The following is a 14385-nucleotide window of genomic DNA, read 5'->3' on the forward strand; positions in this document are numbered from 1 at the left end:
CTCCTTTTTTATGCTTCATTTTCTATGATTGTCGCCACACCTTGCCCGCCGCCGATACATAATGTGGCAAGGCCATATTGTTCATTTCTGCGTTTCAATTCATGGATCAACGTTACAAGAATACGAGTACCGCTTGCTCCGATCGGATGGCCAAGTGCAATTGCACCACCATTCACATTAAGAATCTCTTTGTTGAAGTTGAGATCTTTTCCGACCGCTAAAGATTGGGCAGCAAATGCTTCATTCGCTTCGATCAAATTCATTGCATCGATGGTGAGATTCGCTTTTTCCAATGCCTTTCTCGTTGCTGGTACTGGTCCGATTCCCATGATGCTAGGGTCGACACCAGCTGAAGAATTCGAACGGATGACAGCGAGTGGCTTCAATCCAAGCTCATTTGCCTTTTGACGGCTCATGACGATGACTGCAGCTGCACCATCATTGATTCCTGAAGCATTACCCGCAGTAACCATGCCATCTTTTTTGAATGCAGGACGCAGCTTCGATAACTTTTCTGCTGTCGAATTCTTTGGGTGTTCATCAGTATTAAAGATGACTGGCTCCCCTTTACGTTGTGGAATTTCAACAGGGACGATTTCATCTGCAAAACGACCATTCTCTATCGCACTCGCAGCCTTCTCCTGACTCCAAGCTGCAAATTCATCTAATTCTTCACGCTTCAATCCATGCGTTTCACATAAGTTCTCAGCAGTGATCCCCATATGATAGTCATTGAACGCACACCATAGTCCATCCTGGATCATCGAGTCGACAACTTTCTGATCCCCCATTTTATAGCCATCACGTGCTCCTTTTAATAGGTAAGGTGCCTGGCTCATATTTTCCATTCCACCTGCGACAACCACATCTGCATCTCCTAACAGGATCGACTGTGCAGCAAGATGGACCGTTTTCAAACCGGAACCACAGACCTTGTTGATCGTCATTGAAGAAGTGGTATCAGCAAGTCCTGCTTTCATTGCAGCTTGCCTTGCAGGGTTCTGGCCGAGTCCAGCTTGGAGGACATTCCCCATGATCACTTCATCGACTTCTGATATACCTGCCCGTTTCAAAGCTTCCTTAATTGCGATACCACCCAGTTCTGTAGCTGATATTGATTTTAAACTACCCCCAAAACTACCAATCGGGGTCCGAACCGCACTTACTATGACAGCTTCTCTCTCCATCTCTTTGTTGCCTCCTTGAAATTTGTTGTTATCTGTCTCACCTTGTCTATTTCTCAGTCATTTCTGAATTCTCCTTCTTCTCAGACGATATTTCTTTGAAAGAATGAAAATACTTGCCCTTTAAAATTTCTTCACGTTACAATGAAAGATAAAGTATATTAAAGCGCTTACATACAGTGGTAAATTTGTAAAGAAAAACTGGAGGTCATTATGAACTTACCTGAAAAAGTGACAATCATCGAAGTAGGACCAAGGGATGGATTACAAAACGAAAAAAACCAGGTGCCTACCGATGCGAAAATCAAATTTATAAAGGAATTAAAAAACGCTGGAATCAAAGATATGGAATTGACATCATTCGTCTCTCCTAAATGGGTTCCCCAGATGAGTGATGCGAAAGAAGTGATTGAAGCTTGTCTGGATGATCGGCGTAACTTCGTACTCACACCGAATCGTAAAGGTATTGAACGACTTTATGAGACGGATGGAAAGGATGCCGCTGTCTTCGTGGGTGTAAGTTCAACATTCAATAAAAAGAACATCAACAAGACAACGGATGAAAGCATGGCTGAATTGAAACCGATCCTCACCGAACTGAAGCAGAAAGGCTACTTCATCCGAGCTTGCATTTCCACTTCCTTTTATTGTCCTTATGATGGGAAAGTCGAACCGGGGGATGTGGTCGCGTTATGTACACAATTTGCCGATTATGGCGTAGATGAACTAAGCGTTGCGGATACAATCGGGATGGCGAATCCTCTCGAAAGCTATCAATTATTCAGTGAATTGAACGCAAAATTAGGAGATCGACTGTTGTTGACAGCTCACTTCCACGACACGCGCGGAATGGCTATAGCAAATATTTATGCGTGCCTTCAAGCTGGAATTACGAGATTCGATACTTCTGCTGGTGGATTAGGGGGGTGTCCATTTGCTCCTGGAGCAACCGGAAATGTTGCAACAGAAGACGTCGTTTACATGCTGCATCAGATGGGCATCGAAACCGGAATAGATCTCGATCAATTGTTGAAGGCTGTACAAGGAATCACACCGCACGTTTCAAGAAAGATCGAAAGCAAGTATTATAACCTCATCGTACAAACACCTTCTAAAGCATAAGAGAAATATTCATATAATAGGTTCCAAAATCGTATAATAACATGCAAAAATTATTGTAAGAAAGTGGTCCCAACACAACCGTTGTGGCCACTTTTTATTTTAACGATGATTTTGGAGGAATAATCGTGCACTACTTCTTCATCTCTTTCAAGATCCCGATTGCCCAATCACACCATTCAATCCAACTTTCCATATATTTCTTCCCGAATTCGGAGGTAAAGTATTCACCTAATGCTGCTTTTTTATTTTCATCCGTTTTGTACTGGTTCTCTTGCCAGATTTTCATTTGTTGTAGTCCGAATTGATGATGTTTTTTACTTTGCTCTAGGAACTGGATGGCGTCTTCTGGGTCAATCAAATGGAACATTGAAACCCGCAACAGCTGCTGATCCTTTAATTTCGGCGGTTCGACTTGATAGTCCAGCAACCATTTCAAAAGTGCTTCTTGTCCGGACTCTTCAATCGAATAGACTTTTTTATCCGGTGCGTCTTCTTGCGGGTAATGGACAGATCTGACCAATCCCTCTTCCTCAAGCTTGATCAACTCCCGGTAGATCTGTGTATGATGTGCCGACCAGAAATGGATCATGGTTTCCTTGAACTGTTGTGTCAACTCATAACCCGTAGCCGGTTTCTTCGTCAATAAACCCAATAAAGCATATCTTAATGCCATCTTCATCAATCCTTCAACTGAAACTGAATCAATCTTATCACAAAATATACAAATTATCAGATGTATAATAGTTGCTCTTCTACCGTTTTCCATTATACTTGTAACTAACATATATGTGAATTTACACATATGAAAGGGGGCACATAAATTTGAGTTGGTTGACACGCTTTAGTTTGAAGAACCCTATCGCTGTCATAATCATAAGCTTATTGCTTGTGTTAGGAGGTTTATACTCTTTCAGTAATCTGAAAGTCGATCTCCTTCCAGATATCGAATTCCCGCAAATGTCGGTTCAAATTGTCTATCCTGGTGCATCTACCCAGGATGTCAATGAAAAGGTAACAGAAAAAGTAGAGGAAAGATTGAAAGCGCTAAATGATGTAAAAAAAATGCAAAGCCAATCATTCGAAAGCCTCTCCGTCATCAATTTGGAATTTCCATTCTCAACAAACCTTGAAGACGTAGAACAAGAGATTGAAAATCTCATAGAGGACGCAGACCTTCCAGAAAATGCAAAAACCGAAATCAACCGGTTTTCGTTCGGGACGATTCCAATCTATAATATTTCATTGTTCCCAAAAGATGATACAGAGAACTTCAAGTCATTCGTTGAAGACGATCTGATTCCAGAGGTAAAGAAAATTCCCGGGGTCAATAACATCTCTGTCGGCGGGTTGGAAGATGAATCATTGACAATTACTGTTGATAAAGAGAAAGCTCGACAGAACGGGTATACACTAAATCAAATCAAAGAATCGATCAATCAGCATTACATGTCTTTCCCTGCCGGAACTGTAGAAAATGATACATTATCGATTCCTGTCCGTGTCAAAGAGAAGGTCGAAACGATCAAACAACTAGAGTCCCTTCAATTGAACGCAGGGACTACAGCTCCCGGGCAGGGTGGCGAGCAAGGTCCTCCGCGTGGAAATCCCGAAGGTCCTCCTACTGAAAATAACGAGCAACCACAACCTGGGGTTTATGGTCCACAAACCGTTACTTTAGGGGACATCGCCAAAATCGAAGAAGCAAGTGAAAGTGATGAGATCACGCGTTACAATTTACAAAGGGCCCTGTCTGCTGCTATTACGAAAAAACAAGGTGCAAATACGGTCGAAGTATCCGAACGAGTCATCTCGACACTAGAAAAATATGATGACAGAGTCGATTACGCAATCGGATTTGATCAAGCTTCCGGGATCAAGCAATCTGTTGAAAAACTTGTGAAAGAAGGTCTTTACGGAGCTCTGTTCGCATCCTTAGCCGTATTGCTGTTTCTACGTAATATCAGAGCTACAATCATCGCGATCATCTCTATCCCACTGTCGCTCCTGATCAGTGCCATCTTCATGTCGCGTCTCGGCATCACATTGAACGTCATGACACTTGGCGGTATGGCGGTTGCGGTAGGGCGCGTCGTCGATGACAGCATCGTCGTCATCGAAAATATATTCCGGAGAACACGTAAAAGTGATGGAACTGAAGACAGAGATGAATTGATTTTACAATCGACAAAAGAGATCTTGAAAGCAATTGTCTCCTCGACCTTGACGACTGTTGTCGTCTTCTTACCTTTAGGTTTTGTCGGCGGGATAACCGGAGAGTTCTTCTTACCTTTCGCTTTGACGATTGTATTTGCATTACTCGCTTCATTAGTAGTTGCTGTGACGCTCGTGCCTATTCTCGCAAAGATATCCTTCAAGAAGGTCAAACACGAAGAGAAAACGACATGGCTGCAACGATTTTATGTAAAGATGATTAAAGGTTCATTGAATCATAAATTACCAGTCATCCTTGTATCGTTAGCATTGTTAGGAGGCTCTTTCTTCCTGACATCCAAGTTAGGTTTCGTGTTTTTACCAAATGAAGAACAGAAAACGTTGTCTGCATCTGTTGAAATGCCAGCATCGACCACGTTAGAAAGTACCAATGATGTCTCCTTGAAAGTCGAGGAATACTTAAGTGACGTGGATGGCATAAAGGATGTGACTGCAGCAGTCGGCAGCCGTGATTTCCAAAGTGGACTTAAACGCGAGAACGTTGCCAATTACTTTATCAATCTAAAGGAATCTGCCAATGTTTCTGAAGTCATTTCCACATTAGAATCTGACTTAAAAGAAATGTTGAAAGAAGAAAGTGAAAATGCTGCTGTCAGTGTACAAGAACTGGAAGCTGGCGGGCCTCCTACGAACAATGAAGTGAATATCGACCTGTATAGCAATGACCTGGAAAAACTCCAGGAAGCTGCTGCAGACGTTGAAGCTTATATGAAAGAACAAGATAAACTTGAATATATCAGCAATAATTTTTCAGAAACTCAGCCGCAATGGACAGTCGATATTGATCCTGAAACCGCCTCCGAGTATGGCGTTTCTGGTTTCATGATCCTTGGGATGATCAGTGATCAGACGAAGCCGGTCGATGTAGGAACAATGCCGATCAATGAAAAGGATCAGTCTGTGACGTTGCAATATGACGAAAAGCTGAGTTCACTTGAAGAGCTAGAGGAATTACAGGTTCCTACAGGAAAGGGTATTGTTGAATTATCCGATATCGCTGACGTGAAACGGATTGAGGATGTTTCATCAATTCAAAAGCTTGATGGTAAAGTCTTTGCGCGTGTATCAGCAAAGATCCAAGGACAAAACATCCAGAAGGTATCCAGTGATGTCATAAATGGCGTAAAAGCTGATGTTGAACTGCCTGAAGGGGTCTCACTCGAAGGTGGTAGCGGAAGCGACGAAACACAAGAAACCTTCCAGCAGCTTGGATTGGCGATGCTGGTTGCAATCGGACTTGTCTATCTGACGATGCTGATTACATTTGGCAAAGCACGTATCCCGTTCATCATCTTATCTTCCTTGTTATTTGTTCCGATCGGTTCCATCGGGGGGCTATGGCTGATGAATGAACCATTGTCAATCAGTGCGATGATCGGTGTCCTGATGCTGATAGGAATCGTAACAACCAATGCGATTGTATTGGTCGACCGAATCGGCCAGAATCGCTTTGAAAAGAGTATGACAATACGAGAAGCGTTATTAGAGGCAGGAAAAACCCGTCTACGCCCGATTTTGATGACCGCTTTTGCAACGATTGCTGCTCTGCTTCCACTAGCCTTTACCACATCAAGCGGTACGTTGATTTCCAAAGGTTTGGCGATCGTCGTCATCGGAGGATTGACCACATCAACCTTCCTGACGCTCATCATCGTCCCCGTCATCTATGAGTTATTCTTCTTCAAGCAAGCAAGGAAGGAACAGCGGACAGCTGAAGTTACAGATTAAACGAATTAAAGATGAAAAAGGACTGTACCTGAGATTGTCAGGACAGTCCTTTTTTAAGGCTGCTTTCGCAAACTTTTTTGTTCTTGCACTTAAAGAAATTATAAAATACTTTCTTCAGTATATGGGCAACTAAGGCTCGACCTACAAAAGGCTTGTTCTCGCCAAGTTTTCTTTAAAAGGCGTTGATTTCCGCTCCAGGGTGCTCGCTTTCCGCGGGGCGTGTGCGGTGAGCCCGCAGGACAAGGAAAGCTTCAGCAGTGTTACATCGCACGAAGAAAATGCGATTTTCATTTTCTAGGAATCTCACACCTTACCCTCCAATCAACTTGCACAAGGTGTTTTTAAAAAATGACTCAAACGCAACATTCTTAAATATAAGAGCCTTTGCTATCGGAATGAAGAGACGTAACCACGATCTAATTTATCTTTTAATTTCCATGCAAGTTTTCCTTTTGTAGAAAAGGCCGCATATTTTAGATAAGCCTGTTTATGGCCGACCGAAATGACCGATAACCATCGTTTAGGTGGATGGAAATGGTACCCCTCTCCCGTTTCAAGATACCCTTTGAGGTTTTCAAACAGCACCTCTCCTTGCTTGTCTACTATGGACCCATTAACAGGAAGATCCGGATGGTTTCGGATCGTCACTCCATTTCCAGCTCCAAAGATGAAGGGATATTTTTTGACTTGCATTGTATCTTCCACCAACAAACGTCCTACTTCATCGGTTGGCAGCTCTGAACTCTTATATACTCCAGGTGGCTTAAACACCGTCATCCAGAGTAAAGTATCAAATGGAACCGACTCATTTCCAGTCTTGATCAAGTTATCGTGAATCTCGACCATGTTTTCAATCCTATACACTTCTATTCCCTGATTCCCGAGTTCATCTTCCAAGCTCTTTAAAGTGAAATCTCGAGGCTCTCTATACATCGCCGGTGGCTGCATCAAAATTACTTTTGCATGATCATGATATGTCTGTTTCAAAGCTTTCATTGAAAAACTCATTTCAATGGCTTCTGCTCCGTCTCCAACGATGACGAGTGGCCCTTTTTTATGATCATACTCCTTGAGACGTTCAATATGGTCTCTTTCAGTAAGGTCAAAAATATTTTCTCGACCTGGCAGGATTTCTGCCCCCTTACGTCTCCTATCCGTGTCTAAAGATAAAACATCGAAAGATAAGATATCCCCATTTTCCGTGAGCACCATTCTCTGCTTCACATCAATAGACAACGCCGTTCCTTGAACAAACCGAATTCCGGCTTTTTCAGTCAAATCAGCTAAATTGATTTCAAGATCTTCCAGCCGATAGATTTCCTCAACAAACCCAGGAAGCATATCCGCATGAAAGGTTATTGAAGAAGGGCTGAGTAACGTGATTTCACAATCCATTGAAGTTTCATTTTTCAATTTTTTCAACAAAGAAAGGTGGGCACGGCCACCTCCGATTAACAACAGTTTTTTAGACATAATTGCTCCTTAATCTATCAATTCAGTAAGGTCCTGTAAGACATGATGCGGTACAACACCAAGTTCATCCATAACACCACCAGTGCGATTGACCCAGGCTACTTGAAAGCCGAATGTCTTTGCACCCGCAATGTCCCATGTGTTCGACGATAAAAACAAGACTTCGTGCCGCTCCACACCAAGTTGTTCCAATGCGTATAGATAAGAATCTGGATGTGGTTTGAACCGCTTGATGCCATTCACTGAAATCAAATTGGAAAAATGGGACTGCAGACGATTGTGTTCAATCAAAGGATGAAGCATATCCTCTGAACCATTCGAAAAAACAGCTAATTGAAATCCGCTCAACCTTTCAAGTACTTCTTCCACTTCCGGATACGGTTTCAACTGTAGATAGGCTGATAATAATGCCTTTTCAATTGAATCACTCAGTTCCACACCTTCACTCTTACAGGCATATTTTAACGCATCTTTTGTTATTGACCAAAAGGGGCGATAATTTCCCATCAATCCTCGAAGGAAAGAATATTCAAGCTGTTTTTGCCTCCACACCTTGCTGATTTCTTCTCCTTTTTGTGGAAAGTGGATTTCGCACTCTTCTATCACTGAATGTACATCAAACAATGTTCCATATACATCAAACACGATCGCTTTTGTATTACTGTACACCAAACTCACCTCGTGTTCATTTTTATTCCTGATCAAGCCGGACAGCTAACATTCGCGAAAGCTTTTTCCTGAACAGGATTGGTAATGCAGTAAGGATCACCAGGGAAGCAATCGACATGATGATCAATTCGTTCCCCCCAGAATAAGTACTGCTTCCGATGCCGCAATAAATCAGGGCTCCGGGGACTAGTCCCAATAATGTCGCAAAAAAATAATGTGAAAAACGAATAGTCGATACTGCACTGAGATATGTAACCAGTTCGAAATGTAAAAATGGTAACAGACGCAGAATCAATAAGATGATGAAACCTTTCTTGTCTATTTGTTGTCGCAAGGTTTCGTATTTTGCAGAATCCGGTATCCCCCCGAATGTAATCCCTAGCTTCCGTATCGCCAGGAACGATAGGATCGCTCCAACACACGCTCCGATGATGGTTAGAAGAACTCCAAACCAGAACCCGAATGCAAGACCTCCTACAATCGCTAATAAAGAAGCCGGGAACAAAACGAGGGGACGTATCGTGAACATGATCAAATATATCCCCGGTGCGATCCAGCCAAACGCCATCACCCAATCCCGAATTTTCCTTGGGGGAATTTCTAAGAATGCCTGATTCAACCAGATAAATAACCCTACTATGATAACGATGATCACAATCTTACGTATCCATTTCTGTTTGTCCATGTCCCGCCCTCTTTTTATAAGGATCTTACCTTAACAGATCCACTTCGTCTTAATAAAAACGTTTCCCTTAAATTATGTCCAACGAAACGTATATATTTTCATCCCTTTCAAGCACAAAAACGCCTTTACCTTTTTCGAACATGAGTAAGACGGATTATAAAGAAAACTTGGCGAGGTCAAGCCTTAACGTAGGCTGAGCCTTAGTTCCTCGAAAAAAGCAATTGCACTCCTTCGTGCGGTGTATTGCTTCCGTAAGCCACCAGCTAGTGCTCTTATATTGAAGAGGCTGGGACAAATGAACTTTGTTCAATAGAAAACCCGGACAAATTGTCCGGGTTTTCTTCAGTGGTAATAAATGAAGGTTCCGCTTCGTCAACATCCTTCGCTTTCCGCGGGCACGGCCTCAGCCTCCTCAGAAAGCACAAATCGCTTTCTTGCGGGGTCTTCGACTCGTGCTGTTCCCGCAGGAGTCTACGGATGTTGTCTACGCTTTTCGTCTTTCATTTTCTCTAATCTATTTTATTGATCGTCTTTTCTGTTGGCAGTTATCGTTTTGTCCCAGCCTCTTTAAATGTAAAAAAACAGAAAAAAGTCGTACACATTCCTGGTGAGTGACCATATACTCTGAAAGAAGCGTATATTAGGTTACGATTATGTAAAACTGTGGTATTCTAATGGTAGGACAACATATACTAATAAAAACCGCAGGTGCTGCAACACCTGCGGAGAGATAGCACAATAGATTTCCCTCAAAGGGGGAAGGCTATTCCGATGGATGACCACCCTAATGCCGCCAAGCTCAAGGGTGGTTATTTCCTTTTATCAGGAAAAGACAACAACGTCACGATTAACAATCCAAATGTGATCATCAGACTGATCGCTTCGAACGCTGTCAATGGCTGCACCCCCTTCCTTGACTGCTTGAGACGGGGATCAGCCTTCCACCCTCGAGTATCCTCTATTGCACTCTTATTATTATACCACGATTCCATCATTTTCCTCATCGTCAATTTGAGCTAATTATATTCTAATCAATAATGTTTTTTAGAAGACCCCCACAGGTAAATCCGAAAACCCGAAACCTATTAGCACAACCCCCTTAAAAGTTATCATGGAAGGACACTTAGAATGTAGCATCCCCTGCATTCTAAAGTGTCCTTTTTGTTTCCGAAGATAAAAAACTCACGGGTCAAATTCTTTTGATACCTGCCTCGTTTTGCGTTTTGCAAAAACGTATCCTGGCATCTTTTTGGCACTATCGCACGATTAATGATGTCACAAAGCACTCGGTTTTTCCCTATCGTATCACATGACGTCGCCCTACAGAGATACCATCTTTATCAAGCGAAAAACGCCCCCTGAAAAAGGAGCGTTCTCTTTATTAGGCACTAATTTGCTTATTTAATCCACATTTGATTTGCTGCCTAGCCCGGTAGAGGCGTGATTTCACAGTTCCTAATGGGAGCTGTAATCGATCAGCAATTTCTTCTTCTTTCAATCCATCATCATATTTAAGTAGAAAGACTTCACGCAAAACCGGTTTTAGTCCACTTACTTCGTGTTCAATTTCTTTTTCCATCCATAAAGCCTCGACGATTTGTTCAACATCATTCTTTTCCTGGTTGTATTCGTTTGCTGTATAGATGACATCCTCCACCAGGATTGCGCCGGATTTCTTTTCTTTACGGATGAGGTCAATCGCAGTTCGTGAGGCAATGGTCGAAAGCCACGAACCGATTTTATCGATATCCAATATGGAGTCGATTTTCTTGAATGCCTTGATGAAGGTTTCTTGAACGATATCTTCTGCAAGATATCTATCATGGGTGATCATCACTGCAACCTTGAATACTTTATGCCAGAATGTTTCATATATAAGATTTAAATCGATTTCTTGTTTATGTTCTTGAAGATGTGTTGATTGCATCTATTATCACCTCACCTTTATTCAAAATGTTCTTTTACAAAATCAGGGATATTATGATCAGGAAAACTTAACAGTTCCATTTGATCAGTATCTTTGTACTTGAACACGATGAAATATTTATTATCTGGATTTCCCCATGTGGAAGCCTTGATACTATCTTGAATTTCACTCTTCTTCGTAATCTTCCAGGCCTCTGATAATTGTGTAAGCTGTTCGGCTACTCCCATTTCTTGTCCATTGAATTCAATGTTCACAGATGGCGCGATGACTGCATATTCGATATCTTCTATTGTTGTTAAAACCCTATTCGAGAGACTTTCTGCTTTCATCCACTCTTCGAACCTCTCGAACGATGATTCAAATTCCAGATAAACTTCATTATGCTCACCACTTGAAAGGTGGATCCTGATAGAAGGTTCAAATGCGTTTTGGTCTCTTCCTCCATCATAAGGAGCCTCTTTTACATCCAGCTTCAATGCTTCTATTGCAGCTTCGATTTTTTCAGGTTCATGTACAATTGCTTCCCCTTTTTTGGATTCCACCGTAATTCTCGTCACTTCTTCACTGGAAATATGGAATATCCGATTCGTCTTTTCTTTATATTCATTGGCTTCATAGACCGGCTTCAAATATGTCATTAGATCTTCCGTGACCGGTACACGGTATTCCCTGATCATCTCTCCTCCATTCTTCATTTCATAAGCAATGAAGAATGTTTGTGTATTATGATATGAAGGTAAATATGACTTTTTATTGTCGATAAGGTACTCATGCAAGCTTATTACGGATTGGATATTTTCTTTGCTGTCCAAGGTTGGATTATAATATTCCGGTCCATCCAATGAATCGAGTTCATCCTTGTGTTCAAAGTTCCATGCCCCGTTCCCTATGAAGACTTGATCGACTTCATTCAATTCCGGCACTCTATTTTCGTAACCTGTCAAATCAAAACGGAATGCAATAATTGCCACGGCTACGATTACGGCAAAGATAATATAGCCCTTTAAATTAGCGAAAACCCGCCACGTTTTTTGTAAAAGCATTTCTGCTATTAAATATCCGAAAATACTACCCAGGATATAACCAACGAGCAACCAGGTGAATGAATGCTGCGTTTCGCTGAAGTACATACCACCCAACAACATTACACAAAGCGTTACACTATATTTGAAAAATGGTTTCAATGGCTGAAATACAAACGCCTGGGATACGCCTTCCAGATTTCTTCTTTCATAAAGTTTCATGCCTCCTATATACAGTACAAGAGTCATTGCCAGATAGAGGACAACTTCTGCCCATGTGAAAATTTCTTTCTCTTGATCAATCATATAGGTCGCTAATGCTGTAATGGGTGAATATTTGTTCAATTGACTGCTCATATAATAATTTGCTGAAAACCCATATAAGAAATAGGTCATGTTCATGACAATCAAAATGGTGATCCCGACTGGTAACAGCAATAGGATATAGGTAAGTACTCCTTGCACCGCGGATAATCCGGTCATCGATCCAATGAATATTCCCGCGATGAACAGCAATACCGTGATCACGAAAAGCAGGCACATCCATACCCAAACGTCTCTCATTGTATAGAAGTTTTCCAGATTCATCGTGCCATTCATTATCATCAGAACGATCCCTGTAATGAGTACAGGAAGCAATAAATAGATGACACCCAGCAAAGCATAATTGTTATAAAGGGTTGATCTTTTTATAGGCAAACTATGCATGAAATCTGACGCATTTTTTACATGTAAATATCTGAATAAGAAAATCGCAAATAGGATAGGTACTGAAAACACTAATAAGAGTTGGATCTCACCGTTAAAGGAAAACAAACCATCATAATAGTTGAATTGACTTGAAGAGTCTTCACTGCTCCAAATCATCAATATCTGCATGGGAAGTGCAAGGAATAAACCAAACAGATAAATGAGTGCTATCCATCCCACACTACGGAAGCTTTGGATCCACATCTCTTTATTAATCCAGGACGTTTGTGATTGCATAGCCAACATCCCCCATCTCATATATGAAGATTTCTTCGAGTGTGAGCGGTAATAGGTCATAAACAACCGGGTTGAATCGTTCAAAGTTTTCCGAAACTTCATCTGCTTGCCCTCTGACGATACAGAGCATGACACTTCCGCGTTTTTCTTTGTACAACAAGTCCACATCTGAGAAAAGCTCATCTGGAACTTCCCTCTTAAAGGCAATCTGGATTTTATGGATGTCCGACTTTAATACATCCAGTTCCTTTTCCAGTAAAAGCTTTCCCTTATGTAATATCCCGATATGATCGCAAATGTCTTCAATTTCCCTCAAATTATGAGAAGAGATGAGAACGGTCATTTCACGTTCCGCTACATCTTGTAAAATCAGGTTCTTCACCTTTTTCCTCATGACTGGATCAAGTCCATCAATCGGTTCATCCAAAATCAACACATCAGGCATTGTAGAGAGTGATATCCAAAAAGCCACCTGACGCTGCATCCCTTTTGAAAACTTGTGGATCTTTTTATTTACATCGATCTTAAAGACTTCTTTCATTTGCTGATACCGTTCTTCATTCCAATTCGAATACATGCTCTTGTAAAAATTCGCCATTTGCTGGATTGTGTATTGCGAAAAGAAATACAGCGTATCAGGAATAAAAATCATCCGGTCTTTCATTTTCGTATTCTCGAAAACAGGTTCATTATTGATTGTGACGCTTCCAGAACTCTCTCTTAATACCCCGGCTAGGATCCTTAGCAGCGTCGTCTTTCCTGCTCCATTTGAACCTAACAACCCGTAAATGGATCCTTTCTTGACTGTAAAGGAAACGTTAGATAATGCCTCGACATCATCTAGCTTCTTCGCTACATCATTGACCCGAATCATCTTGTTCCCCTCCCCCTATCGATTTCTCTATTTCTGTAATGTATTTTTGCAGTTCTTCTGCGGTCATACCAAGGTAAAGTGCTTCTGAGACGAGCTCTTTGAACGCCGTCTTTACCTTTGCTAACTTTTCTGAGTTAACAGCATGTTCGGTCTCACTTACAAAACTTCCTTTTCCTTTGATCGAATAGATATATCCTTGTGATTCTAATTCCCGGTACGCCTTTTGAATCGTGTTCGGATTGATCGTCAATTGTTGGGCAAGCACCCTGACAGACGGAAGCTGTTCATCTGTTTTCATGACATCATTGATAATAAGCACTTTAAATTTATCGACTAGTTGCTCATAAATTGGTTTACGACTTCGAACATCGAGATCAAACATGGCTACCCTCCCATCTGGCCTCGAACTGTATGAACTGTATTAACCGTACTAACTGTATTATCATTATTAGTACAGTTGTTATTATATACGAATTTTTCCA

The 14385-nt window shown here is 41.5% G+C and carries 12 protein-coding genes; 2 read left to right on the forward strand and 10 right to left on the reverse strand.

Annotated features, from left to right (window positions below):
• Positions 1-8: 8 nt before the first annotated feature.
• A complete protein-coding gene (locus N8M93_RS01440; RefSeq protein ID WP_261129258.1) occupies positions 9-1187 on the reverse strand; it encodes an acetyl-CoA C-acetyltransferase in 1179 nt (392 codons plus the stop codon).
• Between the two features lie 210 nt (positions 1188-1397).
• Here N8M93_RS01440 and N8M93_RS01445 point away from each other — a divergent pair, with 210 nt between their 5' ends.
• Positions 1398-2306, forward strand: coding sequence for a hydroxymethylglutaryl-CoA lyase (locus tag N8M93_RS01445; RefSeq protein WP_261129260.1), 909 nt, complete (start codon positions 1398-1400; stop codon positions 2304-2306).
• 130 nt (positions 2307-2436) lie between these two features.
• Here N8M93_RS01445 and N8M93_RS01450 read toward each other — a convergent pair whose 3' ends face one another.
• Complete coding sequence (locus N8M93_RS01450) at positions 2437-2979, reverse strand: PadR family transcriptional regulator (protein WP_261129262.1); 543 nt, start codon at positions 2977-2979, stop codon at positions 2437-2439.
• Between the two features lie 149 nt (positions 2980-3128).
• Between N8M93_RS01450 and N8M93_RS01455 the strand changes: the two genes are divergently transcribed.
• Positions 3129-6266 (forward strand): efflux RND transporter permease subunit, encoded by a 3138-nt coding sequence (locus tag N8M93_RS01455; RefSeq protein ID WP_261129264.1) that lies wholly within the window; start codon positions 3129-3131, stop codon positions 6264-6266.
• Between the two features lie 387 nt (positions 6267-6653).
• Here the strand turns inward: N8M93_RS01455 and N8M93_RS01460 are convergent, their stop codons facing one another.
• From N8M93_RS01460 to N8M93_RS01495, 8 genes are all read right to left on the reverse strand, one after another.
• Complete coding sequence (locus tag N8M93_RS01460; protein ID WP_261129265.1) at positions 6654-7739, reverse strand: NAD(P)/FAD-dependent oxidoreductase; 1086 nt, start codon at positions 7737-7739, stop codon at positions 6654-6656.
• A 9-nt stretch (positions 7740-7748) separates the two neighbouring features.
• Positions 7749-8408 carry a haloacid dehalogenase type II gene (locus tag N8M93_RS01465; protein ID WP_261129266.1) on the reverse strand — a complete coding sequence of 220 codons (660 nt, stop codon included), beginning with the start codon at positions 8406-8408 and terminating at the stop codon, positions 7749-7751.
• 22 nt (positions 8409-8430) lie between these two features.
• Positions 8431-9093 carry a TVP38/TMEM64 family protein gene (locus N8M93_RS01470; RefSeq protein ID WP_261129267.1) on the reverse strand — a complete coding sequence of 221 codons (663 nt, stop codon included), beginning with the start codon at positions 9091-9093 and terminating at the stop codon, positions 8431-8433.
• 809 nt (positions 9094-9902) lie between these two features.
• Positions 9903-10097 (reverse strand): putative holin-like toxin, encoded by a 195-nt coding sequence (locus tag N8M93_RS22835; protein ID WP_396125341.1) that lies wholly within the window; start codon positions 10095-10097, stop codon positions 9903-9905.
• Positions 10098-10474: 377 nt separating this feature from the next.
• The gene (locus N8M93_RS01480) at positions 10475-11020 is read right to left on the reverse strand and encodes an RNA polymerase sigma factor (RefSeq protein ID WP_261129269.1); all 546 of its coding nucleotides are present in this window, start codon (positions 11018-11020) and stop codon (positions 10475-10477) included.
• Between the two features lie 17 nt (positions 11021-11037).
• On the reverse strand, positions 11038-13029 hold the full coding sequence (locus N8M93_RS01485; protein WP_261129270.1) for an ABC transporter permease: 1992 nt from the start codon (positions 13027-13029) through the stop codon (positions 11038-11040).
• Complete coding sequence (locus N8M93_RS01490; protein ID WP_261129271.1) at positions 13004-13903, reverse strand: ABC transporter ATP-binding protein; 900 nt, start codon at positions 13901-13903, stop codon at positions 13004-13006. The genes N8M93_RS01485 and N8M93_RS01490 overlap by 26 nt, the downstream gene beginning before the upstream one ends.
• Positions 13887-14285, reverse strand: coding sequence for a GntR family transcriptional regulator (locus N8M93_RS01495; protein ID WP_261129272.1), 399 nt, complete (start codon positions 14283-14285; stop codon positions 13887-13889). Before N8M93_RS01495 ends, N8M93_RS01490 begins: the two co-directional genes overlap by 17 nt.
• Positions 14286-14385 lie beyond the last annotated feature (100 nt).

The sequence above is a fragment of the Bacillus sp. Marseille-Q3570 genome, from assembly GCF_946151055.1.
In the GTDB taxonomy this organism is placed as follows: Bacteria; Bacillota; Bacilli; order Bacillales; family Fictibacillaceae; genus Pseudalkalibacillus.

Bases quoted from the DNA above. Each gene is read 5' to 3' on its own strand.
- N8M93_RS01440 (WP_261129258.1), bottom strand. From the start codon at position 1,187: ATGGAGAGAGAAGCTGTCATAGTAAGTGCGGTTCGGACCCCGATTGGT.
- N8M93_RS01495 (WP_261129272.1), bottom strand. From the start codon at position 14,285: ATGTTTGATCTCGATGTTCGAAGTCGTAAACCAATTTATGAGCAACTA.
- N8M93_RS01485 (WP_261129270.1), bottom strand. From the start codon at position 13,029: ATGCAATCACAAACGTCCTGGATTAATAAAGAGATGTGGATCCAAAGC.
- N8M93_RS01490 (WP_261129271.1), bottom strand. From the start codon at position 13,903: ATGATTCGGGTCAATGATGTAGCGAAGAAGCTAGATGATGTCGAGGCA.
- N8M93_RS01450 (WP_261129262.1), bottom strand. From the start codon at position 2,979: ATGGCATTAAGATATGCTTTATTGGGTTTATTGACGAAGAAACCGGCT.
- N8M93_RS01460 (WP_261129265.1), bottom strand. From the start codon at position 7,739: ATGTCTAAAAAACTGTTGTTAATCGGAGGTGGCCGTGCCCACCTTTCT.
- N8M93_RS22835 (WP_396125341.1), bottom strand. From the start codon at position 10,097: ATGAGGAAAATGATGGAATCGTGGTATAATAATAAGAGTGCAATAGAG.
- N8M93_RS01480 (WP_261129269.1), bottom strand. From the start codon at position 11,020: ATGCAATCAACACATCTTCAAGAACATAAACAAGAAATCGATTTAAAT.
- N8M93_RS01470 (WP_261129267.1), bottom strand. From the start codon at position 9,093: ATGGACAAACAGAAATGGATACGTAAGATTGTGATCATCGTTATCATA.
- N8M93_RS01445 (WP_261129260.1), top strand. From the start codon at position 1,398: ATGAACTTACCTGAAAAAGTGACAATCATCGAAGTAGGACCAAGGGAT.